We start from the raw sequence: 24,454 nt of genomic DNA on the forward strand, positions 1-24,454 counted from the left end.
CATGCTCACAATTGCCCGCAACCTTCGAACCGTCATTCCGGCGAAGGCCGGAATCCAATTCCAACCTGGATCCCCGCCTTCGCGGGGATGACGATTCAAGCGGTAGTGGTAGTAATCGATAATCGAGGCGCCGCCCGTGCGCCTCGTTTCGTATCCGCTTACTTCTTCTGCGACCGCGGGAACCGCAGGTGGTACTGCAAGCCCTTCCCCGGCTCGCTCTCGGCTTTCACCGTCCCGCCCAGCGCCCCCGTCACCAGGTTGTACAGGATGTGCGCCCCCAGCCCGCTGCCTCCCAGGCCGCGCTTGGTGGTGAAGAACGGGTCGAACAGCTTGTCCAGCGATTCCCTGTCCATCCCGGCCCCGTCGTCGGCATAGTCGAACACCACCTGCTCGCCCTCCAGCGCGGCGCGGATCGTGATCTGGCCGGCCCGGTCGCGCTCGAAGCCGTGCAGCAGCGAATTCACGACCATGTTGGTGACGATCTGCGACAGCGCGCCGGGGTAGCTGTCGAGCACCAGGTCCTGCGGGCAGTCCACCACCACCTTGACCGGCCGTCCCTTGAGCTTGGGCTGCAGCGACAGCAGCACTTCGTTCAGGTAGTTGTGCAGCTTGAAGCTGCGCAGGTCGCCGGACGACTGGTCCACCGCCACCTGCTTGAAGCTGCGCACCAGCGCCGCCGCACGCTGGGTGTTGGTGGTCATGATGCGCAACGTCTGGTCGACGATGTCCAGGAAGGCGTTCAGGCTGTCCTCGGTCATGTCGCCAGCGGCCAGCTCCTCGCGCGTGAGCTTGAGCTCCTGCACCAGGTGGCTGGTCGCGGTCACGCAGATGCCCAGCGGTGTGTTGATCTCGTGCGCCACGCCGGCCACCAGTCCGCCCAGCGACACCATCTTCTCCTGCCGCACCAGCTCCGCCTGCGCTTCCCGCAGCTGGGTCAGCGCTTCGTTCAGCGCGCCGTTCTGCACTTCCAGCGCTTCCTTGGTCTTGCGGATCTTGCGGTCGGCCTGCATGCGCGCCAGCGCCACCGCGACGTGGCTGGCCATGAAGGCCAGCAGGTCGAGGTCGGCCTTGGTGTACACGGTGGACGGATCGTAGCTCTGCACGACCAGCACGCCGTAGGGCTGCTCGTGCACCAGCATCGGCGCGCCCATCCAGCTGACGATATCGGGGTTGCCCAGCGGCTCCTTCACCAGTCCGTTGGCGACCAGGTGACGGACGCTGGTCGCGTCATGGAGCTGGGCCTGCTTGCTCGACAGCACATACGAGCAGATTCCCATCCCGAACGGGAAGCGCTTGCGCGGCGCCTCGCGGTCCTTCTCGTCCACGAAATACGGAATGCTGACCTCCTGCTTGTCCGGGTGGTACAGGCCGATCAGGAAATTCTTGGCGACCATCAGCTCGCCGATGATCCGGTGCAGGCTGGCGCTCAGGACGTCGGTGTCGAGCGCCTGGGCCGACAGGCTGGCGATCTGGTACAGGGCGTTCTGCACCTGCTCGGCGCGGCGGCGCTCGGCCACCTCGAAGGCCAGGGCGGCGGTGCGCTCGCGCACGGCGCGCTCGAGCCGGTCCTTGCTCTGCAGGCCCTGCAGCGCGGCCGAGACGTGGTTGGCGATCTGCGAGAACAGCGCCTGGTCTTCCTCGCCGTAGGTGACGTTCTTGGTGTAGCTCTGGATGACCATCGCGCCCAGGGCCTGCTGGTCCCGGTCGAGCAGCGGCGCGCCCATCCAGTGCTCGGCGGCGCTGCCGCGACCCCACTGCATGCCCTCGCGCTCGCGCGCCTCGAAGTCGTCGGCCGTGATCATCAGCCGCTGGCGGTTCACGACCACCCAGGAAGTCGGCGACTGCTCCGGCGCGGCAAGCGGCATCCGTGCATCGGGCGGCGGCACCTCGTGGTCGGTCTCGTCGACAAAATAGGGGAAACGGAGCGTCCCGTCCTCGTGGTCGCACAACGCCACATAGAAGTTGGCCGCATACATGATGCGGCCGAGCGCGCGGTGCACCGCGCCGATGAATTCGGTGATGTCGCTGCAGCTCGTCGACAGCTGCCCGATTTCGAGCAGCATCGACTGGACGGCTTCCAGCCGGGCGAGACGTTCCATGGATTCCCCAAGTGAGTGATGCAATAAATAATGCACTAGGGAAATAGTAACAGTTCGGCCCGGCTACTGGAACCCGGTACGGGCGCGTGTCGCTTCTCGGCTTACGGCGCGGCTCAGCCGCGCGGGGCGCGGAAATCGTTCTCGACCCAGGCATGGGCCGAGGCCGGCGTCAGCTTGAAGCTGGCCGGCACCCGCACCTTGGCCACCTGCTCGCCCATCTCGTCGGTGGCGGCCAGGATCGCGTACGGATCGTCGTCGTCCGGCACGATGTCGAGCGTCACCTTCAACTCACCGTGTTCGGTCGAGATCGTGGTGTGCTTGTGCAGGATCGCGTGCAGGTGCTGCTCGTGGCGGCGGATGACTTCCGACGCGGTCTTGACCAGGGTGTTGAAGGCGTTGACGTCGAGCGGCTTCGGGTTCTTCTTGTCGCGGCCCATGGTCCACGGACCGACCAGGGCCGGTTCCGGCTCGCCGTCCTTGAACATGGCCACCGCCCAGCCTTCGTCGTCCTCGTTCTTGATCACGCGTGCGGTCCAGCCGTTGCCCTGCCACAGGCGGGCTTCCTGCACGGGCGCATTGTCCTCGCCGCCGTCGTGGTCGTGGTCGATGTTGTCGTTCATGGTCGTGTTTCCTCGTGCTTCAAAGCACAGATCATAGAGGAAACCGGCCCCATGAAGAAGCCCGATTCACGGCGTTTTCGGCTTGACAGGTCAGGCGTAGCGCGGGCAGCGCCAGTCCGGGCCGCGCGGCGGCCGCACGGGTGGGCGCACCGGCGCGGGCCGGGGGTCGACGGCGGGAGACGGCCGCTCCCGGTTGAACGGATTGATGATGATCGGCGGTATGGTCGGCGGCGCCGATGGCGGCCCTTTGGGACCGCTGTTGGCCGACATGGGATGCACGATGACAGGCTGCATAGGATCCCCCCTTACAGAGCAGGCTGTCAGTATAGGCAAGACCTCACGCATTACAAGGTCAAATCGATCATGCTTTGCGAGTTGTTCCGAATCCACTTATCCCGCTTCGCAACGTCTCGGTGGGCAAAATGTGCAGCCTGTCGCAATCCCGTGGTTCGTGCAGACGCGTGCGCTTACAGTTCACCCATGCCAAGCGCAATTGAACACTCAACCCGATGAGGACCGCCATGAAAAAGTCTGCCCCGAATTACGCCCTGTACATCATTCTCTTCCTGTTCGCCCTGCTGCTGTGGGACGTCGCCACCGATGCCGGCGACTTCATGACCGTGAACGTCGACGGCGAGGAGATCGGCGGTCCGCTGGGTGCACTGCTGGCGCTGCTGTTCGCGGGCGGCGGCACGATCATCGCGGGCATCGTGATGATCGTGGTGGGCCTGGTGCTGGCGGTGGTGTTCGCCGGCGTGGGCGTGATCCTGCTGGGCGCCCTGGGCGTGGCGGCGGTGGCCGTGGCGCTGGCGATCTCGCCGCTGCTGCTGCCGCTGCTGGTGCCGGTGGCGATCGTCTGGTTCTTCGTCGCCCGCTCGCGCAAGGCACGCGTGGCGCAGCCTGCGGCCTGACGCCTCGATGCCTCCTTCTGGAACGGCCGGGTCTTCCCGGCCGTTTTCATGTGCGTCTCTGTTGCGGATGCGGAACGGGTAGAATTGTCTAGTAATCATTCTGGAAAGCCCGCCAGGACATGCAAGCACCGAACCCATCAGGCCTGCGCCAGACCCGCCCCTACTCGCTGGCGCGGCTCGTGGTCGTGACGACCGGCCTGGTCGTGGCGCTTGGCCTGGTCACCGCCTCGATGCTGTATGCGAGCTACCAGGACGCGCTGCGCGAGCAGCAGGTCACCCTGCGCAACGTGGCCATCGCGTTCGCAGCCCAGACGGCCGGCGTGGCTCAGGGCATCGACAGCGCGGCGCAGGGCGCGGCCCGCATGTTGCTGGTGCGCGAGGACGACGGGCCGCCCCCCGCCATCGACGGCGGCCAGGGGCCCGCCCACCCTTACCTGCTGCGCATCGTCCTGTTCGATGCCGCTGGCCGCCTGGTCGGCAGCGTCATGCCCGGCACCAGCGGGCAGGACATGCCCAGCTTCCCGGCCCCGCCCGCGGGCGACAGTCCGCGCCACATCGGCATGAGCGACATCGACCGCGCCACCGGCCGCGGCATCCTGAATTTCGTGCAGCCGGTGCTTGACCGCAGCGGCCGGCGTGCCGGCACCGTGGTGGCGCAGGTGGATTCGGTGCGCTTCGAGCGCCTCTACAACCTGGTCGAACTGGGCCCCGGCGGTTCGGTGACCCTGCTGCGCCGCGACGGCACCATGCTGGTGCGCGGTCCCGCCTATCCGCCCGGAATCGGCCGCTCGATGGCCCACACGCCGCTGTTTCGCGAACATCTGCCGCGCGCCAGCCGCGGCGCCTTCCAGGCGGACAGCCCGATCGACGGCTCGCCCGGCCTGTACGGCTACGACATGGTCGAAGGGGCCGAACTGGTGATCATCACCGGCATGAAGCGCAGCGTCGCGCTGGCAGGATGGTACGGGCGCCTGTGGACCGCGCTGGCCTTCTACCTGCTGCTGTCGGCCGTGCTGGCGCTGCTGGCCTGGCGCGTGGCGCGCGATTCGCAGCGCCAGTTCCGCCTGGTCGAACTGGTGTCGGCCAGCGAGGCGCGCCTGGTCAAGCGCTTCGATTACCTGTCCTCGATCGTGAACGCGATCGGGGCGCCGGTCTGGGTGCTCGACAGTGCGCGCCGCATCGTGCTGGCGAACGACGCCTTTGCGCGCCTGGTCGGCAGGCCGCGCGACGCCCTGCCCGGCCTGGAAGAGCGCGCGGTGTTCGACGGCGCCGACGCCGAACGGGAACGCCGCTACGAGGCGGTGCTGGCGCACGGCGCCAGCCTCGATGCGGCCGGCTCGGTGCGCGATGGCAGCGGCGAAACCCGCACCGTGATCCAGCTCACCACCCGCCTCACCAGCGAGGACGGCAAGGCGCATTTGGTCAACGTGCTGACCGATATCACCGAGCGCGAGCGGGCCGAGGCGCGCCTGGCCTGGCTGGCCGAGTTCGACGCCGTGACCGGGCTGCCGAACCAGTCGCAATTCTGGCGCCTGCTGGAGGCGCGCATCGCTGCGGCCGCCTCCGGCGGGCGCGAGCTGGCTGTGATGGCGCTGGTGCTCGAACGCCTGCACGAGATCGTGGACCTGCTCGGCCACGATGCCCGTGACCGCGCGCTGGGCCAGGTGGCCGACCTGCTGCGAGCTGCCTGCGGCAAGGGTGACGAAAGCGCCGTGGCGGCGCGCATCCGCGGCGGTGAATTCGCCTTCGTGCTCGATGCCGGCGGCGGGCGCCAGGGCGTGGAACGCTTCGCCCGGCAACTGCATGGCCTGATGTCGGCCCCGCTGCAGGTGGACGGACGCGACTTCTTCCTCGATCCGGTGCTGGGCGTGGCCCTGTACCCGCAGGACGGCGGTAGCGCAGGCGAGCTGTACCGCAGCGCGCAAGGAGCGGCCAGCGGCGCCGGAGGCGAGGTAGACGACGCCGTGCACTTCTTCTCGGCCAGCAGGCACACCGAACTCGGCCAGCGCCTTACCGTCGAGGCGCACCTGCGGCGCGCGCTCGAGCGCGGCGAGCTGCGCCTGGTGTACCAGCCCAAGGTTACCGTGCGTGAACAGCGCGTGGTCGGCTTCGAAGCCCTGCTGCGCTGGACCAATCCGGAACTGGGGACGGTGTCGCCACTCGACTTCGTGCCGATCGCCGAGCGCACCGGCCTGATCCTCCCGATCGGTTCCTGGGTGCTGGAACAGGCTTGCCGCCAGATGGAGCAATGGACATCGCGCCTCGTCCGGCCCGTGAAGGTGGCGGTCAACCTGTCGCCGCGCCAGTTCCACCAGAAGTCGCTGATCGACACGATCCGGCGCTGCCTGGCCCAGTACCGGGTCGGAGAAGGCTGCCTCGAACTGGAAATCACCGAGACTGCCCTGATGAGCCGTGAACACGAAGTCGACCGGCGGCTGCACGAGATCCGCGAGCTCGGCGTGGAGCTGGCGATCGACGACTTCGGCACCGGTTATTCCAGCCTGGCCTACCTGCAACGCTTCCCCGTATCGCGCCTGAAGGTGGACCGGGCCTTTGTCCGTGATCTCGGGCGCGACGAGGACAGCGCCGCGATCGTGCTGTCGATCGTCAACCTGGCGCGCGGCCTGAAACTCCAGGTGGTGGCCGAGGGCGTCGAGACGGAAAGCCAGCTGGCGGTGCTGCGCGAGATGGCCTGCGACGAATACCAGGGCTTCCTGTTCAGCAAACCGGTGGAAGCGGACGAGGTGCCGGCGCTGCTGGCGCGCGCCGGCTAGCGCACCGGGCTGCGAGGCTGTCTCCGGGCTTGACCGTTTGAACAGGCTGCCCGGGTGGCCAGCGCACATTGTGCGCACGGGCTGTCGGGCTAGCATGGTCGTGCGCGTCCGCCGGACGCGGCACTGCCCGCCCTGGCGGGTTTCCATCCCATTTCACCGAAAGGCCTGCATGCAGAACGCCCTGGCGGACAGCCGTTTCAAGCAATTATGGGTCCAGGTCCATTCCAGCCTATGGTTCGTCCCCACCCTGGTGATCGCAGGCCTGATGCTGCTGGCGCCCGGCCTGGTGGAACTCGACCGCCAGGCCGGCGAGACCCTGCGGCAGGACTGGCCGCGGCTGTTCACGGTGGGCGCCGAAGAGGCACGCAGCCTCCTGTCCGCCATTGCCGGCGCCATGGCCACCATTGCCGGGGTCACGTTCTCGATCACCATGGTTGCCCTGACCCTGGCATCTGCCCAGTACACCTCGCGCGTGCTGCGCAACTTCATGCGCGACAAGGGCAACCAGGTCGTGCTCGGCATTTTCATCGGCATCTTCCTGTACTGCCTGCTCGTGCTGCGGGCGATCGGCGGGGAACCCGAACCCTTCGTTCCTGTCTGCGCCGTGCTGGGTTCGGTGCTGCTGTCGGTGCTCGCGAGCGGTGCCTTCATCTTCTTCATTCACCACATCTCGTCGAGCATCCAGGCAGCCGAGATGGCCCAGGCCATCACCCACGAAACCCTCGACATGATCGACAAGTACTTCCCGGACGATGCAGCCGACGGCGAGCGCGCGCCCCCTCCTCATCTGGCAAGCGCCGCCTGGTACCCTGTGCCGGCCCGGCAATGGGGCACCATCCAGACGGTTGCCGAGCATCATCTGCTGGCATGGGCCTGCAAGCACGATGCGGTCGTGCGCATGGAGCACAAGCCGGGCGAATTCGTCGGCATCGACGAGACGCTGGCGTCGGTGGCCATGGCCCGCCCGCCGGACGACAAGATGATTGCCGCACTGAACGACGCCTATGGCATGGATGCTTTCCGCACCCTCGACCAGGATCCGGCCTTCGGTGTACGCCAGCTGGTCGACATGGCCCTGAAGGCCTTGTCGCCGGGAATCAACGACAGCACCACGGCAGAGACCTGCCTGGACCACATCGGCGTGATCCTGGCTTGCTGCGCCCGCCGCAACCTGAAGCCGTGCAACCGCTACGACAAGCAGGGTAAGCTGCGTGTGCTCTCCATCGGCATCGATTTCGCGTGGCTTGCCAACCTGGCCTTCCGCCAAGTGGCCGAGAACGCGCAGGGCAACACGGCGGTGCTGCTGCGGATACTGGACACCATCGCCGCGGTGGGGCGAGCCTGCGCCGGGAGCGCGCAACGCGGCGCGCTGCTGCACCAGGCCGAGGTCACCGGCGAGATTGCGCTGCGCAGCGCGAAATCGGAGGCCGCGAAGGAAGAGCTCGCTGCCCGGCTGCGCCTCCTCCGCGCCATGCTGGCGCCGGACGCGCAGCGGCCCGGCCACTAAGGAGGTGCATCCAGGGGCCCGGCCGGCACACCCGCGCGGCCAGGGCTTACTTCACGATCAGCGCGTTGCGCACTTCACGCACGCCGTCGACGCGGCGGGCGATGTCGGCCGCGCGGGCTACGCTTTCCGGGTTGTCGACGAAACCGCTCAGCTGGACAGTGCCGCGGAAGGTTTCGACGTTGACGTTCCTTCCCTTGACGTCGGGATCGCCCAGCAGCGCGGTCTTGACCCTGGTGGAGATGGCCGTGTCCGACAACGCAACCCCGACCTTGCGGGTGTTCGGATCGGTCGAGCACGCGCCGAGCGCGACGAGGGTGGCGGAAAGCATGGCGGCTCTGCAGATACGTGCGACATTCATGTCGTCCTCCCTGGATAAGAATGGCAAGGACATTCATGATGCGTGCTTTCGGGGATGGGCGACGCCAGCTTGACCCTCGGCAAACTCGAGTATGCCGATGCCGGCGTGACGATCCGGGTGCACTGGTGGATCGAGCCGCTCTACCGGGGCGATGCGCTCGCCGGACAGGCGGACGACATCGGCGCTGCGCAGGCGCTACCATCGGCGGTATTCCAATCAATTCCAAGGCAGGAGAGGCGCATGTTTTTCGACAGCTGGAGCGACATCGTCCGTGTCTTCCTGGTGGGCGTGCTGGCCTATGCCGGACTGGTGTTCCTGTTACGCATCAGCGGCAACCGCACGCTTTCGAAGATGAACTCGTTTGACCTGGTCGTCACCGTGGCCTTCGGCTCCACCCTGTCGAGCATCCTGATCAGCAAGGACGTCAGCCTGCTGGAAGGACTGGCGGCGCTGGCCCTGCTGGTGCTGCTGCAGCTGGTCATCACCTGGACCTCGGTGCGCTCGCGCTTCGTCAGCAAGGCCGTCAAGACTGCGCCGACCGTGGTCCTGCGCGATGGACAGCTGCTGCACGATGCACTCAAGCGGGTGCGCATCACCGAGGACGAGGTACGGTCGGCGGTGCGCCAGCACGGGCATGGTTCGCTGGCGGCCATCGACCTGGCGGTGCTGGAGACCGACGGCAGCCTGTCGGTGATCGCGGCCGACAAGGCCGGCGACCGCTCGGCATACGGCAAGCTGGGTGAATCCCGCTCCTAGCCGCTTCGCCCTGCATCGCCGGCCGGGCCACGCAAGGAACGCACCAGCAGGTATTGCGTCAGCCGCTGCAGCCCGAGCAGGACGACGGTGATGCCCAGCGCCAGGCAGAACAGGACCAGGTTGCTGGCGTCGCCCGCCTTCAGGCCGAAGCTGAGCGCGGTCGCCACGGCGGGCGGATGCACGGCGTCGAGCACGATCATGAGGACGATGGCCGAGACCATCGCCACGCCCGCCGAAGCATAGCCCGGTCCGAACGCCAGAAAGGTAAGCATACCGATCAGCGCCGCCCCGAGCTGGGCCAGCACCAAGGTCCGCGCCTGGTTGACGCTGTGGCCCGGATCGAGATAGATCAGGAAGGCGCTCGAGGCCAGCGAAGCGAACAGCAGGCGCTGGTTGCTCACTGCCTCGACCAGCGCCAGCACCAGCAGGACCGTTGCGGTGGGCGCAATGGCCAGCAACAGTTCCTTGCGCAACCCGAGGCGGCGCCGGCGTGTCGGCAGTTCGCCCTCGCCATGGCCTCACCCCGCCCCGCCGGCAGGCCTGCGCTCGAGCTCGCGCTTGCCTGGCTCCTGGATGGCGCTTTCATGCTCCATTTCCTTGTTGAGGAAATAGTTCAGCGCGGTACGGATCACGGCGATTGCCGCCAACTTGCCGATCTGGTCCCAGCTCGGCGCCACCGAGGTCGACAGGATGTCCGCGGCCAGCTGCAGCTCCAGCGCCAAGGTGAGGTAGCGCGCGAACGCCAGGCGGATCGGGCTGAAGCTGCCCCCCTCCCTGGACAGCAGGCGGCGCACCAGCGCGATCACCACCAGCACGATGCCGACCGCGATCACCAGCGCACCCAGCGCCTCCACCAGCAGGCGCAGCCACGCGACGCAGGCCCGGACCTGCTGCTCTACCTGATCGAACATTGGCTCCTCCTCATCCGGCAACGGCAGCGCGGCGGCCAGCATGCCGATGGTCGAAGAAAGCGACAGCTAACGGACCGTCACACGGGAGCGCCGCGCGAACCCGCCACGCGATTCCAAAAACGTTTCATGGGTGCCATGTATAGCGCAAATTCTCGTGCCTCGACGCACGGCCCGGGCTATTGCCGGAGAACGCCATGCCGGCCTGGTGCCGGACGCGTCGTCTCCTCAGGTCGCCTTGCCTGCCACATACTGCGCGTAGCCGCGCGCCCGCAATGCGCAGGCCGGGCAGGTGCCGCAACCATGGCCCCAGGCGTGGGCGGCGCCGCGCTCGCCCAGGTAGCAGGTGTGGGTATCGAAGCGGATCAGATCCACCAGTGCGTCGCCGCCGCAGTCGTGCGCCAGCTGCCAGGTCTGCGCCTTGTCGATCCACATCAGCGGCGTCTCGACCTTCAGGCGCGTGGCCATGCCGAGGTTGAGCGCCACCTGCAGCGCCTTCATGGTGTCGTCGCGGCAGTCCGGGTAGCCCGAGAAATCGGTCTCGCACATGCCGCCCACCAGCACGTTCAGGCCGCGGCGGTAGGCCACCGTCGCCGCCACCGTCATGAACAACAGGTTACGGCCCGGCACGAAGGTGTTCGGCAGGCCGTTCTCCTGCATGGCGATGGCCACGTTGCTGGTCAGGGCCGTATCCGATATCTTCGAGATCAGGGACAGGTCGATCATGTGGTCCCCGCCCAGGCGTGCATCCCAGCCCGGGTCGAGCGCGCGCATCTTCGACAGCAACGCCGGACGCACTTCGAGCTCGATGGCGTGGCGCTGGCCGTAGTCGAAGCCGATGGTTTCCACGCGCGCATAGCGCTGCAGCGCCCAGGCGAGGCAAGTGGTGGAGTCCTGGCCTCCGCTGAAAAGAACGAGCGCGGTATCGAGAGATTGCATGGTCGTGGTCCGGAAAAAGATGGGCGAATGGCCCGGGGAAACCGCGCATTCTGGCATAAAACCGGGCTCCCGTGCAGCCGGCAGGTCACGCACGGATGGGTTAACCGTCCGTCATCATTTTTGACAATCCGTTAAGATGTCATGAACCTTTTTATCGGAGCGCCATGTTTCCTGCCAGATCGATCCCACGCCGCCTGCGCGCCCTGCCCCGCGCCCTGATGGGTGTCGGCGCTTTGGTATTTGCCACGGCATTGCACGCACAGGGCATCGATTACCAGGTCCGCATCGACGCACCGCGCCAGCTCGACGACATGCTGGAAGAAAACCTCGACCTGATGCGCTGGCGCGGCAATCCGCGCGTGGACCTGGAACAGCTCCAGCGCCTGGTCAAGGAAGCGCCGGAACAGGCAAGGGCCCTGATCGCCACCGAAGGTTATTACTCGCCCAAGATTTCCGCCGGCCTCGACACCAGTGGCAGCCGTCCGGTTGCCCGCATCATCGTCGACCCGGGCCCGCCGACCGTGGTCGGCGACGTCGACTTGGTGCTGCAAGGATTTGTCCCGCTGGAACAGGGCGCCGCGCCTTTCGACGCCGCCGCCCTGCGCCAGCGCTGGACGCTCCCGGTCGGCGCGCGTTTCGTCCAGGACGACTGGGAAGCGGCCAAGCGCAACCTGCTGCGTGAAGTCACGCAGACGCGCTTCCCGCGCGCCCAGCTGGTGGAAACCAGCGCCACGGTCGACCCGGAAGAGCGCCGCGCCGTGCTGCGCGTGGTGATCGACAGCGGTCCCGAGATGCGCTTCGGCGAGCTGCGCATCCGCGGCCTGAAGCGCTACCCGCGCGAGGTCATCACCAACCTGAACAAGATCAATCCGGGCGACGAGTACAGCGAAGCCGCACTGCAGGCCTTCCAGTCGCGCCTGCAGGACACAGGCTACTTCAGCAGCGTGGAAGTGAGCGCCGACATGAGCGCCGTGCTCAACAACGAGCTGCGCGAACTGAAGGAAGGCGACGACGACGAGGATGCCGGTTCGGCCACCGGCGCAGCCACCGCGCAGCCGCCCACCGGCCCGACCGTGCTGCCGGTGCTGGTGCGCGTCACGGAAAACAAGCGCAAGAACGTCGAGGTCGGCCTCGGCTTCTCCACCGACACCGGCGCCCGCGCCCAGCTCAGCTACGACGACCTGAACGTGCTCGGCAAGCGCATGAAGAGCGACCTGATCTACGAACAGAAACGCCAGACCGTGCGCACCGATTTCTACTGGCCCACCACGCCGAAGGGCTACAACGACAGCGTCGGCGCCGGCATCGAGCGCAACGACATCCGTGGGGAGATCACCACCCTGGCCACCGTCGCGGCGCGCCGCCAGTGGGGCTCGCCGCTGCTGGAACGCAGCCTCACGCTGGAAGCGCTGGTCGAAAGGCGCGAGGTGCCGCCGCAGGAAGCCACCACCACGCGCAGCCTGCCGCTCACCTACGCCATCACGCGCCGCAAGCTCGACAGCCTGATCCAGCCGACCAACGGCTACGTGCTGCAGGGCCAGCTGGGCGGCGCGCTGCTGCCGGTCCTGACCGACGAAAAGTTCCTGCGCCTGTACACGCGCGGCCAGATGTTCAAGCCGCTCGGCCCGAGCGGCACCCTGGTGCTGCGCGGCGAATTCGGCGCAGTGGCGGCCAAGGAAAAGCTGGGCGTGCCGAGCACCTTCCTGTTCCGCGCCGGCGGCGACCAGTCGGTGCGCGGCTACGGCTACCGCGAACTGGGCGTGCGCGAGAACGGCGCCATCGTCGGCGGCAAGTACCTGCTCACCGCCAGCGCCGAATACCAGTATTATTTCCGCCCGCCCTGGGGCGTGGCCGTGTTCTACGACGCCGGCAACGCGGCCGACAAGGTCGGCGACCTGAAACCGGAGTCCGGCTTCGGCGTCGGCGCGCGCTGGCGCAGCCCGGTCGGCCCGATCAACGTCGACCTGGCCTACGGCCAGGCGGTCAAGAAAGCGCGCCTGCACTTCTCCCTGGGATTCACCTTCTGATGGACACGAACGACACCACCCCGGAACAGACCACGGCCCCGGCGCCCGCGCCTGCTCCCAAGCCGCGCCGCTGGCCGCGCCGTCTTGCCATCGGCGTGGTCGTCACCGGCGCCATCGTCGGCGGCACGCTCTGGTACCTGGGGCGCGAAACCACCTTGCAAATGATCGCGCAGAAGGTCGCCGCCTCCACCGGCGGCAAGCTTGAGCTCACCGGCGTACGCGGCTCGCTGTACGGGTCGATGTATATCGAGCGCGTGGTCTGGCGCACCGACGAGCAGCTGGTCATCGCCAACAAGATCAACCTGCAATGGTCACCGTCACAGATCGTCTCGCGCGGCATCCTGGTCGATCGGCTGCATGCGGCCAGCCTGCGCATGGAAACGCTCAAGGAGACCGAGGAGCGCAGCCCGATGCCGGCCAGGCTGGCGCCGCCCTTCCCGGTGTCCATCGACGACGCGCGCCTGAACCGGGCGACGTTCGTGAGCCAGGGCGCGGAAACGCACATCGACAACATCCGCCTGCGCGTCGCCGGCGACAAGGAGCGCTGGGAACTGCGCGATGCCGCCGCCGTGACGCCGTGGGGCGACGTGGCCGCCAATGGCCGCATCGGTGCCCAGCGCCCGTTCAAGATCGACGCCAGCGCTAGCCTGACGCAATCGCAGGCCGCGGCCGAAGGTGGGCCAAGTTCGCGGGCGGCCCAGCTGCGCATGAAGGTCGGCGGCGACCTGGAAACGACCGTGCTCGACGCCACCGGCCAGGCCGGGCGCGCGGTGGGCGACGCCCACTTCGAGCTCTCGCCCTACGCCGAGATTCCGCTGCGCGCCATGCGCATCAACGGCCGCAATGTCGACCCGGGCTTCTTCAACCCGGCGCTGCCGACGGCCGACCTGACCTTCGCCATCAACGGCAGGCTCGATGCCAAGCGCAACATCAGCGGCAGCGTCGACATCACCAACGACGGCCCGGCCGGCACCATCGACCAGCAGCGCCTGCCGCTGCGCCTCATGCGCGGCCAATTGGGCGGGAACCTCGAAGCCTTGCAGGTATCCGACGTGCTGCTGGATTTCGGCGCGGCCGGCCGCTTCACCGGTACCGGCGGCGTGCAACGCGGACAGGACGAAGAAGGCATCGGCACCGCCCGTTTCACGCTGCACACCGACCGCTTCGACCTGAAGGGCATCTACTCCACCATGAAGCCGACCGCGATCCGCGGCGACATCCAGGTGACCAACGCCGGCGACACCCAGACCTTGCAGGCCAACCTGGCCGACAAGGCCCTGCGCCTGGCGGCGCTGGCGACGCTCGAAAACAACGTCGTCACGGTGCGCGAAGCGCGCCTGTCGAGCGGCAGCAGCCGCGTGGACGTCAACGGCAACATGAACCTGCTCGAGGACAAGGCCTTCAAGGCCAGCGCCACGGCGAGCCGCTTCAATCCGGCCGATTTCGGTGACTTCCCGCAGGCCGACATCAACGCCAGCGTCAACGCCGCGGGGGCCCTGGCCCCGGCCTGGCGCGTCGACGCCGACTTCGCCGTGCGCCGCAGCCGCCTGCTGAACCAGCCGCTGTCGGGCGCAGGCAAGCTGCGTGCCGACGCCAAGCGTATCAGCGGCATCGACGCCAACCTGGCGCTGGGCCAGAATACCGTGGCCCTGAACGGCGCCTTCGGCGGCGCGGGCGACCGCCTGCAGTGGCGCGTCGACGGCCGCCAGCTCGCGGCCGTGCGCAGCGACCTGTACGGCGCGGTCACGGCCAGCGGCGTCGCCACCGGCACCATGGCCGCCCCGCGCACCACGTTTGACGTCAATGCCAATGGCCTGGGCTGGGTGGCCGCCCAGCGCAAGAACGCGGGCGGCAGCCTGCGCGCCAGCGGCGAAGCCTGGCTGGGCGGCCCGGAAGGCGCCAGGACGGTCGAGGCCAAACTGGCCGGCGCCGCACAGGACTTCAACCCGGCGGCCTTCGGCTCGCCGCTGGCCGGGTCGATCAATGCCAACTTCAGCGGCAACGGCCGCGGCGGCGCGAACTGGCGCGCGGCGCTCGACCTGGACGTCAAGGATTCGACGCTGTCGAAGTCGCCCTTGTGGGGCCATGCCAGGCTGACGGCGGACCGCCGCCACATCTCCAACGCCGACGTCGACCTGCACGTGGGCGCCAACGTGGTGGCCGCCAAGGGCAGCTTCGGCGCAAGCGGCGACCAGCTGGCCTGGCGCATCGATGCGCCGCAGCTGGCGGCGCTGGGTCCGGACTTCTCCGGCCTGCTGCGCGGCTCGGGCACGCTGTCCGGCACCATGGACACGCCCTCGGTCACGGCCAGCATCGAAGGCCAGAACCTGCGCGTGCTCACGCACAACATCCGCGCGCTGCGCGCCACTGCCAACCTCGGTTCCGGCCGCGGCGCGCGCGACGCGCTGGCGAGCGACGTGCAGGTGACGGATTACGCCAGCGGCGACACCCGTGTCTCCTCGGTGCGCCTGCACACCGAAGGCACGCGCGGTGCGCATGTACTGCGCCTGTCGGCGCTGGGCGAAGGGTTCGACGCCAACACCGAGGTGCGCGGCGGCCTGGCGGGCGACACCTGGACCGGCACGCTGGCGGCATTGCAGAACCGCGGCCGCTACGCGATGGCGCTGCAGGCCCCGGTCCCGCTGAGCATCAGCGGTCCGAAAGGCAGCGGCTTCATGGGCCTGGCGAAGCCGGAACGCATCGCCTTCAACGGGGCGGTGGTGCGCCTGCCCGCGGGCAGCATCACGGTCGATTCCCTGGTCAAGAACGGGCCGCGCTGGAGCAGCCGCGGCCACGCCGACAACGTGCCGCTGACCTACCTGGCGCAATTCTCGCCGGCGATCCGCGAGAACACGCGCGGCGACCTGACCCTCGGCGCGCGCTGGGAGGCCGACCTGCGCACCGCGACCGCCACCGGCGGCGCCCCGGCGCTGGACGGCATGGTGCACGTGTTCCGCGAGAAGGGCGACGTGATCGCCGGCGGCGACAGCCCGGTACCGCTCGGCCTGCGCACCTTCGATGCCCGCGCCGACGTCGAGGGCGGCGCCATGCGCGTGCGCGTCGACCTCGACGGCACCCGCACCGGCACCGCCAACCTGGATGCCACGGCCCAGCTGCTGCAGGGCCGCCTGGACAGCGACAGCCCGCTGCGCATGACGGCCAGCGCCAACATGGGGTCGATCGCCTGGCTCGCCTCCTTTGCCGGCCAGCCGGGACTCGAACTGGGCGGCGCGCTGCGCCTGGCCTTGAACGGCAGCGGCACCATCGGCACACCGAGCCTGAACGGCAGCGTCACCGGCGACGGCCTGGCCGTGCGCTGGGCCGAACAGGGCGTACGCCTGCAGAACGGCCAGTTGCGCGCCGGCCTCGCAGGCGACCAGCTGCAGCTGCAGCGCCTGTATTTCGAAGGCCGCCAGGGCAGCGCCTCGGCCGAAGGGTCGCTGCGCTTCTCCGGCGGCCTGGCGGCCGCCAACCTGCGCGTGACGGCCGACAAGCTGGAGGCGCTGTCGCGTCCCGACCGTACCGTGGTCGTCAGCGGCAACGCCGCGCTGGTACGCGACGCCAACCAGTTCACGCTCGAAGGACGGGTGCGCGCCGACCGCGCCCTGATCGAATTCGCGCCGCAGGGCCGCCCGACCATGTCGGAAGACGTGATCGTTCTGGGCCGGGGCGGCGCCAAGCCGCTGCCGTCGAACAAGGAAGCGGAGCTGCCCCTGAGCATCGACCTGCGGGCCGACCTCGGCGACGAGTTCCGCCTGCGCGGCCTGGGTATCGACGCCACCCTCGCCGGCAATGTACGCGTTCGCAAGGTCGGCGCCGCGGCGCCGCGCATCAACGGCACCATCCGCGCGGTCGAAGGCAATTACGCGGCCTACGGCCAGAAACTGGCGATCGAACGCGCCGTGATGACCTTCAGCGGTCCCTACGACAACCCGGCGCTCGACATCCTCGCGGTGCGCCGCCGTCCGGAGGGCGAGCAGCTGTCGGAAAACAACGTGGAAGCCGGCGTGCAGGTGCGCGGCACCGCGCAGTCGCCGCAGGCGCGGCTGGTCTCGACCCCGAACGTGCCCGACAGCGAGAAGCTGTCCTGGCTGGTGCTGGGGCACGGCATGGAAGGCACCAGCGGCAACGAGCGGGACGTGCTGACCGCCGCTGCTGGTGCACTGCTGGGCGGCAAGGGCGGCACCGGCGGCTTCACGCAGAAGCTGGCGACCTCGCTCGGCGTGGACGAACTGGGATTGAAGCAAGCCAGCGGCCAGGCGACCGGCCTGGAAAGCACGGTGGTCACGGTGGGCAAGCGCATCTCCTCGCGCGCCTATCTCAGTTTCGAGCAGGGTGCGAGCACCGCGTCGAGCCTGGTGCGCCTGCGCTACAAGCTGAACCCGCGCATCACGCTGCAGTTCCAGACCGGCACCAACACCGCGCTCGACGTGCTGTATGCGTGGGCGTTCGACTGAACGCCCCACTAACGGTTAGTTGAGAGCCAAGGCCCGACGACGATTCGGCTCCGCAAGCGCCACTGCGTCATCGCCAATGCGAAACAGGCGGACGGCACGTGCCAGTTCCGCCGCCTGGTCCTGCATGGCCTGAGCGGCAGCACTGGCTTGTTCGACCAGGGTGGCGTTCTGCTGGGTGGTTTCATCCATGTCGCCTACCGCGCGGTTGATGTGCTCGAGGCCGTCGGTCTGTTCGCGGCTTGCCGCGGAGATCTCGGACATGATGTCGGTCACTCGCGCGACACTGGCCAGTACCTCTTTCATCGTTACGCCGGCCTCGGCCACGAGCTTGCTGCCGGCATCGACCGCGCCGTTCGAAGCCTCGATCAGGACCTTGATCTCCCTCGCCGCGGCCGCGCTGCGCTGGGCCAGGTTGCGTACCTCGCTTGCGACCACCGCAAAACCGCGCCCTTGTTCCCCCGCGCGTGCTGCTTCCACGGCAGCGTTGAGCGCCAGGATGTTGGTCTGGAATGCAATGCTGTCGATGACAGTGGTGATTTCCGAAATCTTGCGGGAGGATTGGTTGATCGCCTCCATCCGCTCGATGACCTGCGCGACGGTGCCGCCACCGCGCTGGGCCACATCCGACGCGCTTTCGGCCAGCTGGTTGGCCTGGCGGGCGTTGTCGCTGTTCTGGCGTACAGTGGCAGTCAACTGGTCCATGGACGCCGCCGTGGTAGCCAGGCTAGCCGCCTGTTCCTCTGTGCGCTGGCACAAATCCAGGTTACCCGATGAAATCTCCTGCGAGGCGTTGGCGATCTGCTCCGCCCCTTCGCGCACCTTGCCAACCACCTGCGACAGACTCGCACCGATGGTATTGATGGCGTCGGTCAGTAAGCCGATCTCGTCGCGACGAGCGCTCGACATGCGAGCGCTCAAGTCGCCTTCGGCGATGCGCATGGCGATATTGCGCACCTCAGCCAGCGGGCGCGATACACTTGCGCGTACTATGGCGTAGAGAGCGGCTGCAAGGACGGCCAACGCGAGCAGGCCGAAGCCGACCGAACGATTGCGCAGCTCGGTGGCAGCGGCGGTGATCTCGTCGTGATAGGTACCGCCGGCGACTACCCAGTTCCAGTCCTTGATATGGATGTAGGCGACGAATTTTTCGCGCGACAGCTTCTCGCCAGGGTTCTGCCACGCGTAGCTGACGCTGCCGTTCTTCTTCTCGAGCATGTCCTTGATGTACGTATGGCCATTAGCGTCCTTGCTGTCGAGAATGTTCGCACCTTCCCTGGCCGGGTGCACAATCAGTTCGCCATAGTGCTTTCCAGGCGCCGCATTCAGCACGTAGAAGTAACCGGTATCGCCGACCTTGATCGCGCGGATCCGGTCCTTCAGCAAGTTCATGTCTTCGCTAATGTCCACGCCCACATACAGGACGGCTACCGTTTTTCCTGCAGCGTCGTGGACGGGCTCGTACTGGGTGATGTACTGCTTGCCAAACAAGTTCACGAGCCCGATCTAGGTGCCGCCCTGGCGCAATACCGCATAGGCCGGGCTACTCCGGTCGAGTTTCGTGCCGACGGCGCGTTCCCCATTCTCCTTCTTGACCGAGGTCGTCACCCGCACGAAGTCGTCGCCGTCGATGGCAAAAATGGTAGCGGTACCGGCGGTCTGTGCGGTAAAACGGTCGGGTACGGAAAAGTCCAGGTTCAACACCTCGCCGTCGAGCTTGAGCGTCGGCGTCGGTGTGCCGCCGATGTCCACGGTGGTGCTCGTGTCGAGCTCGAAATCGCCCGGCAAAGCATTTCGGAAGATACGACCAAAGCTCTTCGCGGAGCTGCTGACGCTCTTGTTAAACATCTCGACGGTGTTGGCGACACTAGCCAGTTCATTGGCGACATTGTGAGCAGCACGCTCTTGCAGCTTCGCCGACGTGATGGCGGTAATGATCCCCACGAGCGCGGCAATAATAGTTCCCATCAGCACAAAGGTAATGGCGCTGATCTTTGTCCCAACGGTCCAGTTAGCAGGAGAGTACTTGTTGTGAGTCACGGTATTGCCATGTAGGAATAATCTTACATAAGACTACATCAATCAGCGATCACGTGTGAAATTTATGTAGAGCACCATGTGACCTTGTTGCCTCACTGCAACGGAAATTTGACTACATGACCATCAGGTGGGATGAAGGCGGGCAAACGACCGAGGAAATGGCGAAGGGTTGTCGTGCATTACATCTGTCCAAGCTCGATCCCGCCGCTGTCCAGGAAGCTGGACTGCACGAACGCTGCCGAGCAGGCGAACCCGGCTGCAGTCAGGTGAAACAAGGTAGTCATGGCCGTGCCGGGCCGCGGCCGCTGAACCGGGCCTGCAGCCGAGAATGTTCGAACGCGCCACCGGCTCCGATGTGACAACGCAGCCCACGGGCTGCGTTGTCATTCAACCGGCGCACGCCTGCCGGAGCTCCCCCTTGGGGGGCTTCCCGCTCAGGGCAGCATGCGCACCGATGCCTCGCGTTCCCACAGCCGCTTGCCGGCTTCCGAGACGAACTTGTGCGCATCGGAAGCGGCCATGATCCCGGCGTCGGGTTTCACGCCCGCGATCCGCAACAGTTCGGCCGCGCCGTCGTCGTGGGCGATCGCCTTCAGGTGGCCGAAGGCGTTATGCACGAATTCGATCGCCGCGGACTCGCCCGCCAACTTGGCGCATCCCTCCTCGGACAGCACCAGCGCCACCGCATCGAACAGCACGGACGGGGTGCCGGCCAGCTGGCCTCCCGCCGCCTGCCAGCTGCCGTCGCTCAATCTGGCACCGCCCACCTTGGGCGCCACCAGCTTGACCTTGGCGCCGACGGCGCTGGCCGCTTCGCACAGCGCCTTGATGGTGGCCGCATCGGACCCGTCGGCATACAGGATGCCGATGCTGCGCCCTTGCGGCGTGCCTTTCATGTTGCCGATGAGCTGCAGGGCCGGCGAAGGCGGCAGGTCGCGCACCGGTGCCGCGGTCGGCGGTGCCGGCGGCAGTTCCGTCATCCCCAGGCCGTCGGCGACCCGCTGGGCCAGCGATGCGTCGATGTGGCGCAGGTGGCCGACCATGGCTTCGCGAATGTGGATGTGGTCCACCTTGGACAGTTCGAACACCAGCGCCGAGGCCAGGTGCGCCTGCTCGATGTCGGTCTGGCTGATGTAGAACTGGCGCGCCTGGCTGTAATGGTCGGCAAAGCTCTCCGGACGCACCCGGCCCTTGTTGCCCTGGTCTGCCGGCGTGGCGTGGCTGCGGAAGCCCCGTACCGGATCTTCGCGCGGCGAGGATGTATCCAGCGTACTCGGTTCGTAGCTGACCCGGCCCTTGGGCACGTGCATCTGCATGTGGCCGTCGCGCTGGTGGTTGGCGAACGGGCACTTCGGCGCATTGATCGGCAACTGGTGGAAGTTGGGCGAATTGTGGCGCAGGATTTGCGTGTCCAGGTAGGAGAACAGGCGCCCCTGCAGCAGCGGATCGTTGCTGAAGTCAATGCCGGGCACGACGTTGGCCGGGCAGTAGGCCACCTGCTCGGTCTCGGCAAAGAAATTATCCGGATTCCGGTCGAGCACCATGCGCCCGACCACGGTCAGCGGCACCAGTTCTTCGGGGATGAGCTTGGTGGCGTCGAGGTGATCGAACGGGAAGCCGTCCGCCTGCTCCTGCGTGAACAGCTGGACCGCCAGCTCCCATTCCGGATAATTGCCGGCCTCGATGGCCTCCCACAGGTCGCGGCGGTGGTAATCCTGGTCGGCGCCGGCCACTTTGACGGCCTCGTCCCAGATGTGGGACTGCATGCCCAGCTTGGGCCGCCAATGGAACTTGACGAAGGTGGATTCACCCTTGTCGTTGACCAACCGGAAGCTGTGCACGCCGAAGCCTTCGATCATCCGCAGCGAGCGCGGAATCGTCCGGTCGGACATTGCCCACATGATCATGTGCATCGACTCGGGCGTGAGCGAAATAAAATCCCAGAAGGTGTCGTGGGCGGCGGTCGCCTGCGGGAAGCCGCGATCCGGCTCCATTTTCACGGAGTGGACCAGGTCGGGGAACTTCATGGCGTCCTGGATGAAGAACACCGGAATGTTGTTGCCCACCAGGTCCCAGTTGCCTTCCACCGTATAAAACTTCACCGCGAAGCCGCGCACGTCGCGCGGTGTGTCGATCGATCCCCTGCCGCCGACCACCGTGGACAGGCGGGTGAAGACCGGGGTGCGCACGCCCACCTCGGTGAGCACGCGCGCCGTGGTGTAGTCGGCCAGCGAATGCGTGAGCTCGAAGTAGCCATGGGCACCTGCACCGCGGGCATGCACGATCCGTTCCGGTATCCGCTCATGATCGAAATGCATCATTTTTTCGCGGAAAACGAAGTCTTCCAACAAGGTGGGGCCGCGCATGCCTGCCGGTCTCAGGGAATTCTGGTTGTCGGCGATCGGCACGCCCTGGTTGGTGGTCAGCGGCGGATGGTCGCCGCCGGCCTGCTGGTGCAGTTCGCCTCCGCGTCCACGTTCCGCTTCGGTGGCGGATGCTTGTGGCATATTCGAGCTCGCGTTTGTCATGGCTTGATCCCTTTATCATGGTCAAGCTTACATGGTCGGGCATGTCGGGGGGTGTATCTGTACGCCAAGGCACATAGTTGGGACAGGCGTCCGCCATTTCGGCGCATGTTCTCTCAGGAATCGAACGGTGCGACGCAAGCGTATTGACCGCGTCGCGCGACGGGCGCACGCTGACCGATGTCCTGACCGCCCCGCCGCTGGTGCGTTACCGCTGCCCAGCCTGTTCGAGATGATGCAGGAAAGCGGTGGCCACCGGCGACAGCTTCTTTCCTTTCCGGTACAGGGTCCACCAGTTCGATTGCACGGGAAAGCCCTCCACCTGGAGCACGGCCAGTCCCTCGTCGGCCGGCCTGTCCTCGAGCGCATGGCGTGAAATGACCCCGAGGCCGAGGCTGGCTGCCACCGCCTGCTTGATCGCCTCGTTGCTGCCCAGCTCCATGCGCACGTCGGGCCGGAAGCCCAGCGCCCTGAAATGGTTGTCGCAGGCGAGCCGGGTACCGGACCCCTTTTCGCGCAGGATGAAGCGCAGCGGCGCCAGCTCGGCGAGGGCGATGCGGTCGCGCCCGATCAATGGATGCGATGCCGAGGCGATGACGTCGAGCGGGTTGGACAGGAAGGCGTGGCGCTCGAGCTCCAGGTCGCCCGGCGGCATCGACATGATGTAGAGGTCGTCCAGGTTGTCGCGCAGGCGCCGCACCACGCCGTCGCGGTTGAGCACTTCGAGCGCGATGTCGATGTCCGGATAGGCAGCGCAGAAGCTCCCAAGCAGGCGCGGGACGAAGTATTTCGCGGTGCTGACCACCGACAGGCGCAGGCGGCCCCGGGTCATGCCCTTGATCCCGTCGACGTGCTGCTCGAATGCCGTCCATTCGTCGAGCATGGCGCGCGCCGTGCGCGCCAGGGCTTCGCCCGCCGCCGTGAGGTACAGCCGCTTGCCGACCTGCTCGTACAAGGGCATGCCGACGCCGTCGGCCAGTTCCCGCAACTGCATGGAGGCGGTGGGCTGGGTGACGTGACAGGCGCGGGCGGCGGCCGTCACGCTCAGGTGTTCGGCAAAGGCGAGAAACAGGCGCAACTGGCGGAAGGTGGCATTCATCGATTTTTCTCTATTCTACTCATCATAATAATCGATTTTCCTTTATCCTCGACAGCGCTTAGGATGCAGGACCTTTTGTTGAGTTGAAGACGAGAACATGCACAACTTCCTCGATCCTGCCATCCTGTTTTTTGCCTTCGGCATTCTTGCCGGCTGCGTGAAGTCGAACCTCGAGATTCCCCAGCCGATCTCCCGCTTCCTGTCGCTGTACCTCCTGATGGCGCTGGGCCTGAAAGGCGGCTTTGCGCTGGCGCAATCCGGCATGACCGCGGAAATCGCCGCCAGCCTGGGTTGCGCCGTGCTGCTGGCGATCGTGATCCCGCTGGCGGCCTACCAGCTGCTGAAACGCTTCGTGTCCGGCTTCGACGCGGCGGCGGTCGCCGCGACCTACGGCTCGGTCAGCGCCGTGACCTTCATCACGGCGACGCAATACCTGGATGTGCAGCAGGTTGCCTACGGGGGGCACATGGCCGCCGCCATGGCCTTGATGGAATCGCCTGCGATCATCATCGCGGTGGTGCTGGCGAACTCGCTGCGGCAGACCGGCACGGCGCCGGTCGCCCTGGCTTTCGTGAATGGCACCGCCGTGCTCGGGAGCGTCCCGGGGCCGCGCGTCGGGTTGGGGAAGATCCTGCACGAGTCGTTCACCGACGGCACCCAGTTGCTGCTGCTCGGCGCCATGCTGGTCGGCCTGCTGACGGGCGAGGCGGGGAAAGCGGCCATGGCCCCCTTCTCGGTCGACCTGTTCAAGGGCATGCTGGCGTTCTTCCTGCTCGACATGGGCTTGATGACCGCACGCAACCTGGGCAAGCTGCGCGGCCAGTCGCGCTGGCTGCTGGCCTACGCTGCAGGGGCGCCGGTCGTCCATGCGGGCCTCGCCCTGGGCATGTCCGCCCTGCTCGGCCTGTCGGCGGGCAACGCGGCCCTGTTGATGGTCCTGGCGGGCAGCGCCTCGTACATCGCCGTGCCGGCCGCGCTGCGCTACTCGATTCCCGAGGCGAATCCGTCGGTGTATTTCAGCATGTCGCTCGGGGTGACCTTCCCCCTGAACATCCTGCTCGGCATTCCCGCCTACACCTGGCTTGCCACCACCGTGCTGGGATGAGGGTGCTCCGCCCCCGGCTAGGCGAACAGGCTGGGCTTGGGGTCGGGCACCGGCTCGTCATCGTTCTGTGGCAGGTGCGGATGGCCGGGCTGGTGGTGCGGATAGGGCGTGTCGAACGGCTCGGGCGACGGCTCCTCGATGGGTGCCGGGTCGGGAGCGCGGTGCGCCTCGATGGGAAAATCAGCGGACAACACGGCATTCATGGCTGGAATCTCCTCGAAAAAGCGGAGTAGGCACCTTACCATGACGGCCTCGAAGCCGCCGTTCGCCGCCGCCACGCGTGCGGGCCGGCGCCCGTCCATTACAATGACGGCCTGAACAACCTCATCGCA

General features: G+C 67.0%; 17 protein-coding genes and 1 pseudogene. 7 read left to right on the forward strand and 11 right to left on the reverse strand.

What is annotated here, in order from left to right; translation table 11 throughout:
* Positions 1-158: 158 nt before the first annotated feature.
* Together ACFFJK_RS17505 and ACFFJK_RS17510 are read right to left on the reverse strand one after the other, a co-directional pair.
* Positions 159-2,099, reverse strand: a complete 1,941-nt coding sequence (locus ACFFJK_RS17505) for a GAF domain-containing sensor histidine kinase (RefSeq protein ID WP_379680828.1) — start codon at positions 2,097-2,099, stop codon at positions 159-161.
* A gap of 113 nt (positions 2,100-2,212) precedes the next feature.
* Positions 2,213-2,719 (reverse strand): hypothetical protein, encoded by a 507-nt coding sequence (locus ACFFJK_RS17510; RefSeq protein ID WP_379680830.1) that lies wholly within the window; start codon positions 2,717-2,719, stop codon positions 2,213-2,215.
* Between the two features lie 521 nt (positions 2,720-3,240).
* Between ACFFJK_RS17510 and ACFFJK_RS17515 the strand changes: the two genes are divergently transcribed.
* From ACFFJK_RS17515 to ACFFJK_RS17525, 3 genes are all read left to right on the forward strand, one after another.
* Positions 3,241-3,630: a hypothetical protein gene (locus ACFFJK_RS17515; protein ID WP_379680831.1), complete on the forward strand. Its 390-nt coding sequence runs from the start codon at positions 3,241-3,243 to the stop codon at positions 3,628-3,630.
* A gap of 119 nt (positions 3,631-3,749) precedes the next feature.
* Entirely contained in the window at positions 3,750-6,404 is a 2,655-nt protein-coding gene (locus ACFFJK_RS17520) for a bifunctional diguanylate cyclase/phosphodiesterase (protein WP_379680832.1), read from the forward strand.
* A gap of 169 nt (positions 6,405-6,573) precedes the next feature.
* Positions 6,574-7,911, forward strand: a complete 1,338-nt coding sequence (locus ACFFJK_RS17525; RefSeq protein ID WP_379680833.1) for a DUF2254 domain-containing protein — start codon at positions 6,574-6,576, stop codon at positions 7,909-7,911.
* Between the two features lie 46 nt (positions 7,912-7,957).
* Here ACFFJK_RS17525 and ACFFJK_RS17530 read toward each other — a convergent pair whose 3' ends face one another.
* Positions 7,958-8,269 carry a BON domain-containing protein gene (locus ACFFJK_RS17530; RefSeq protein WP_379680835.1) on the reverse strand — a complete coding sequence of 104 codons (312 nt, stop codon included), beginning with the start codon at positions 8,267-8,269 and terminating at the stop codon, positions 7,958-7,960.
* Positions 8,270-8,323: 54 nt separating this feature from the next.
* Here ACFFJK_RS17530 and ACFFJK_RS17535 point away from each other — a divergent pair, with 54 nt between their 5' ends.
* A complete protein-coding gene (locus ACFFJK_RS17535; protein ID WP_379680836.1) occupies positions 8,324-9,025 on the forward strand; it encodes a DUF421 domain-containing protein in 702 nt (233 codons plus the stop codon).
* On the opposite strand, the gene ACFFJK_RS17540 is transcribed toward ACFFJK_RS17535, so the two are convergent.
* From ACFFJK_RS17540 to queC, 3 genes are all read right to left on the reverse strand, one after another.
* A complete protein-coding gene (locus ACFFJK_RS17540; protein WP_379680837.1) occupies positions 9,022-9,498 on the reverse strand; it encodes an HPP family protein in 477 nt (158 codons plus the stop codon). The genes ACFFJK_RS17535 and ACFFJK_RS17540 overlap by 4 nt on opposite strands.
* Positions 9,499-9,543: 45 nt before the next feature.
* The gene (locus ACFFJK_RS17545; protein ID WP_379680839.1) at positions 9,544-9,936 is read right to left on the reverse strand and encodes a DUF1622 domain-containing protein; all 393 of its coding nucleotides are present in this window, start codon (positions 9,934-9,936) and stop codon (positions 9,544-9,546) included.
* Positions 9,937-10,161: 225 nt separating this feature from the next.
* Positions 10,162-10,872 carry a 7-cyano-7-deazaguanine synthase QueC gene (gene queC, locus ACFFJK_RS17550; protein ID WP_379680840.1) on the reverse strand — a complete coding sequence of 237 codons (711 nt, stop codon included), beginning with the start codon at positions 10,870-10,872 and terminating at the stop codon, positions 10,162-10,164.
* A 164-nt stretch (positions 10,873-11,036) separates the two neighbouring features.
* Here queC and ACFFJK_RS17555 point away from each other — a divergent pair, with 164 nt between their 5' ends.
* Positions 11,037-12,899, forward strand: a complete 1,863-nt coding sequence (locus ACFFJK_RS17555) for an autotransporter assembly complex protein TamA (RefSeq protein ID WP_379680841.1) — start codon at positions 11,037-11,039, stop codon at positions 12,897-12,899.
* The gene (locus tag ACFFJK_RS17560) at positions 12,899-17,356 is read left to right on the forward strand and encodes a translocation/assembly module TamB domain-containing protein (protein ID WP_379680842.1); all 4,458 of its coding nucleotides are present in this window, start codon (positions 12,899-12,901) and stop codon (positions 17,354-17,356) included. Before ACFFJK_RS17555 ends, ACFFJK_RS17560 begins: the two co-directional genes overlap by 1 nt.
* A 15-nt stretch (positions 17,357-17,371) precedes the next feature.
* Here the strand turns inward: ACFFJK_RS17560 and ACFFJK_RS22930 are convergent, their stop codons facing one another.
* The 4 genes and pseudogenes from ACFFJK_RS22930 to ACFFJK_RS17575 all read right to left on the reverse strand — a co-directional run bounded on the left by ACFFJK_RS22930 (position 17,372) and on the right by ACFFJK_RS17575 (position 23,017).
* The gene (locus tag ACFFJK_RS22930; RefSeq protein WP_446686058.1) at positions 17,372-18,058 is read right to left on the reverse strand and encodes a methyl-accepting chemotaxis protein; all 687 of its coding nucleotides are present in this window, start codon (positions 18,056-18,058) and stop codon (positions 17,372-17,374) included.
* A gap of 147 nt (positions 18,059-18,205) precedes the next feature.
* Positions 18,206-19,321 (reverse strand): annotated as a pseudogene (locus ACFFJK_RS22935) (Cache 3/Cache 2 fusion domain-containing protein); the annotation flags it as partial.
* Positions 19,322-19,827: 506 nt separating this feature from the next.
* Complete coding sequence (locus ACFFJK_RS17570; protein WP_379680844.1) at positions 19,828-21,900, reverse strand: catalase; 2,073 nt, start codon at positions 21,898-21,900, stop codon at positions 19,828-19,830.
* A gap of 226 nt (positions 21,901-22,126) precedes the next feature.
* Positions 22,127-23,017, reverse strand: a complete 891-nt coding sequence (locus ACFFJK_RS17575; RefSeq protein ID WP_379680845.1) for a LysR family transcriptional regulator — start codon at positions 23,015-23,017, stop codon at positions 22,127-22,129.
* Positions 23,018-23,114: 97 nt separating this feature from the next.
* On the opposite strand from ACFFJK_RS17575, the gene ACFFJK_RS17580 reads away from it, so the two are divergent.
* Entirely contained in the window at positions 23,115-24,122 is a 1,008-nt protein-coding gene (locus ACFFJK_RS17580; protein WP_379680846.1) for a sodium-dependent bicarbonate transport family permease, read from the forward strand.
* Positions 24,123-24,139: 17 nt separating this feature from the next.
* Here the strand turns inward: ACFFJK_RS17580 and ACFFJK_RS17585 are convergent, their stop codons facing one another.
* Positions 24,140-24,325, reverse strand: coding sequence for a hypothetical protein (locus tag ACFFJK_RS17585; RefSeq protein WP_379680847.1), 186 nt, complete (start codon positions 24,323-24,325; stop codon positions 24,140-24,142).
* Between the last annotated feature and the right edge of the window lie 129 nt (positions 24,326-24,454).

Origin of the sequence: Massilia consociata (assembly GCF_042432755.1) — a bacterium.
Taxonomy (GTDB): Bacteria; Pseudomonadota; Gammaproteobacteria; order Burkholderiales; family Burkholderiaceae_D; genus Telluria; species Telluria consociata.

Excerpts from the sequence above, each read along its gene's own strand:
- ACFFJK_RS17520 (WP_379680832.1), top strand. The coding sequence starts at position 3,750 with ATGCAAGCACCGAACCCATCAGGCCTGCGCCAGACCCGCCCCTACTCG.
- ACFFJK_RS17575 (WP_379680845.1), bottom strand. The coding sequence starts at position 23,017 with ATGAATGCCACCTTCCGCCAGTTGCGCCTGTTTCTCGCCTTTGCCGAA.
- ACFFJK_RS22930 (WP_446686058.1), bottom strand. The coding sequence starts at position 18,058 with ATGGACCAGTTGACTGCCACTGTACGCCAGAACAGCGACAACGCCCGC.
- ACFFJK_RS17545 (WP_379680839.1), bottom strand. The coding sequence starts at position 9,936 with ATGTTCGATCAGGTAGAGCAGCAGGTCCGGGCCTGCGTCGCGTGGCTG.
- ACFFJK_RS17570 (WP_379680844.1), bottom strand. The coding sequence starts at position 21,900 with ATGCCACAAGCATCCGCCACCGAAGCGGAACGTGGACGCGGAGGCGAA.
- queC (WP_379680840.1), bottom strand. The coding sequence starts at position 10,872 with ATGCAATCTCTCGATACCGCGCTCGTTCTTTTCAGCGGAGGCCAGGAC.
- ACFFJK_RS17510 (WP_379680830.1), bottom strand. The coding sequence starts at position 2,719 with ATGAACGACAACATCGACCACGACCACGACGGCGGCGAGGACAATGCG.
- ACFFJK_RS17530 (WP_379680835.1), bottom strand. The coding sequence starts at position 8,269 with ATGAATGTCGCACGTATCTGCAGAGCCGCCATGCTTTCCGCCACCCTC.
- ACFFJK_RS17560 (WP_379680842.1), top strand. The coding sequence starts at position 12,899 with ATGGACACGAACGACACCACCCCGGAACAGACCACGGCCCCGGCGCCC.
- ACFFJK_RS17535 (WP_379680836.1), top strand. The coding sequence starts at position 8,324 with ATGGGCGACGCCAGCTTGACCCTCGGCAAACTCGAGTATGCCGATGCC.
- ACFFJK_RS17585 (WP_379680847.1), bottom strand. The coding sequence starts at position 24,325 with ATGAATGCCGTGTTGTCCGCTGATTTTCCCATCGAGGCGCACCGCGCT.
- ACFFJK_RS17580 (WP_379680846.1), top strand. The coding sequence starts at position 23,115 with ATGCACAACTTCCTCGATCCTGCCATCCTGTTTTTTGCCTTCGGCATT.
- ACFFJK_RS17555 (WP_379680841.1), top strand. The coding sequence starts at position 11,037 with ATGTTTCCTGCCAGATCGATCCCACGCCGCCTGCGCGCCCTGCCCCGC.
- ACFFJK_RS17505 (WP_379680828.1), bottom strand. The coding sequence starts at position 2,099 with ATGGAACGTCTCGCCCGGCTGGAAGCCGTCCAGTCGATGCTGCTCGAA.
- ACFFJK_RS17515 (WP_379680831.1), top strand. The coding sequence starts at position 3,241 with ATGAAAAAGTCTGCCCCGAATTACGCCCTGTACATCATTCTCTTCCTG.
- ACFFJK_RS17525 (WP_379680833.1), top strand. The coding sequence starts at position 6,574 with ATGCAGAACGCCCTGGCGGACAGCCGTTTCAAGCAATTATGGGTCCAG.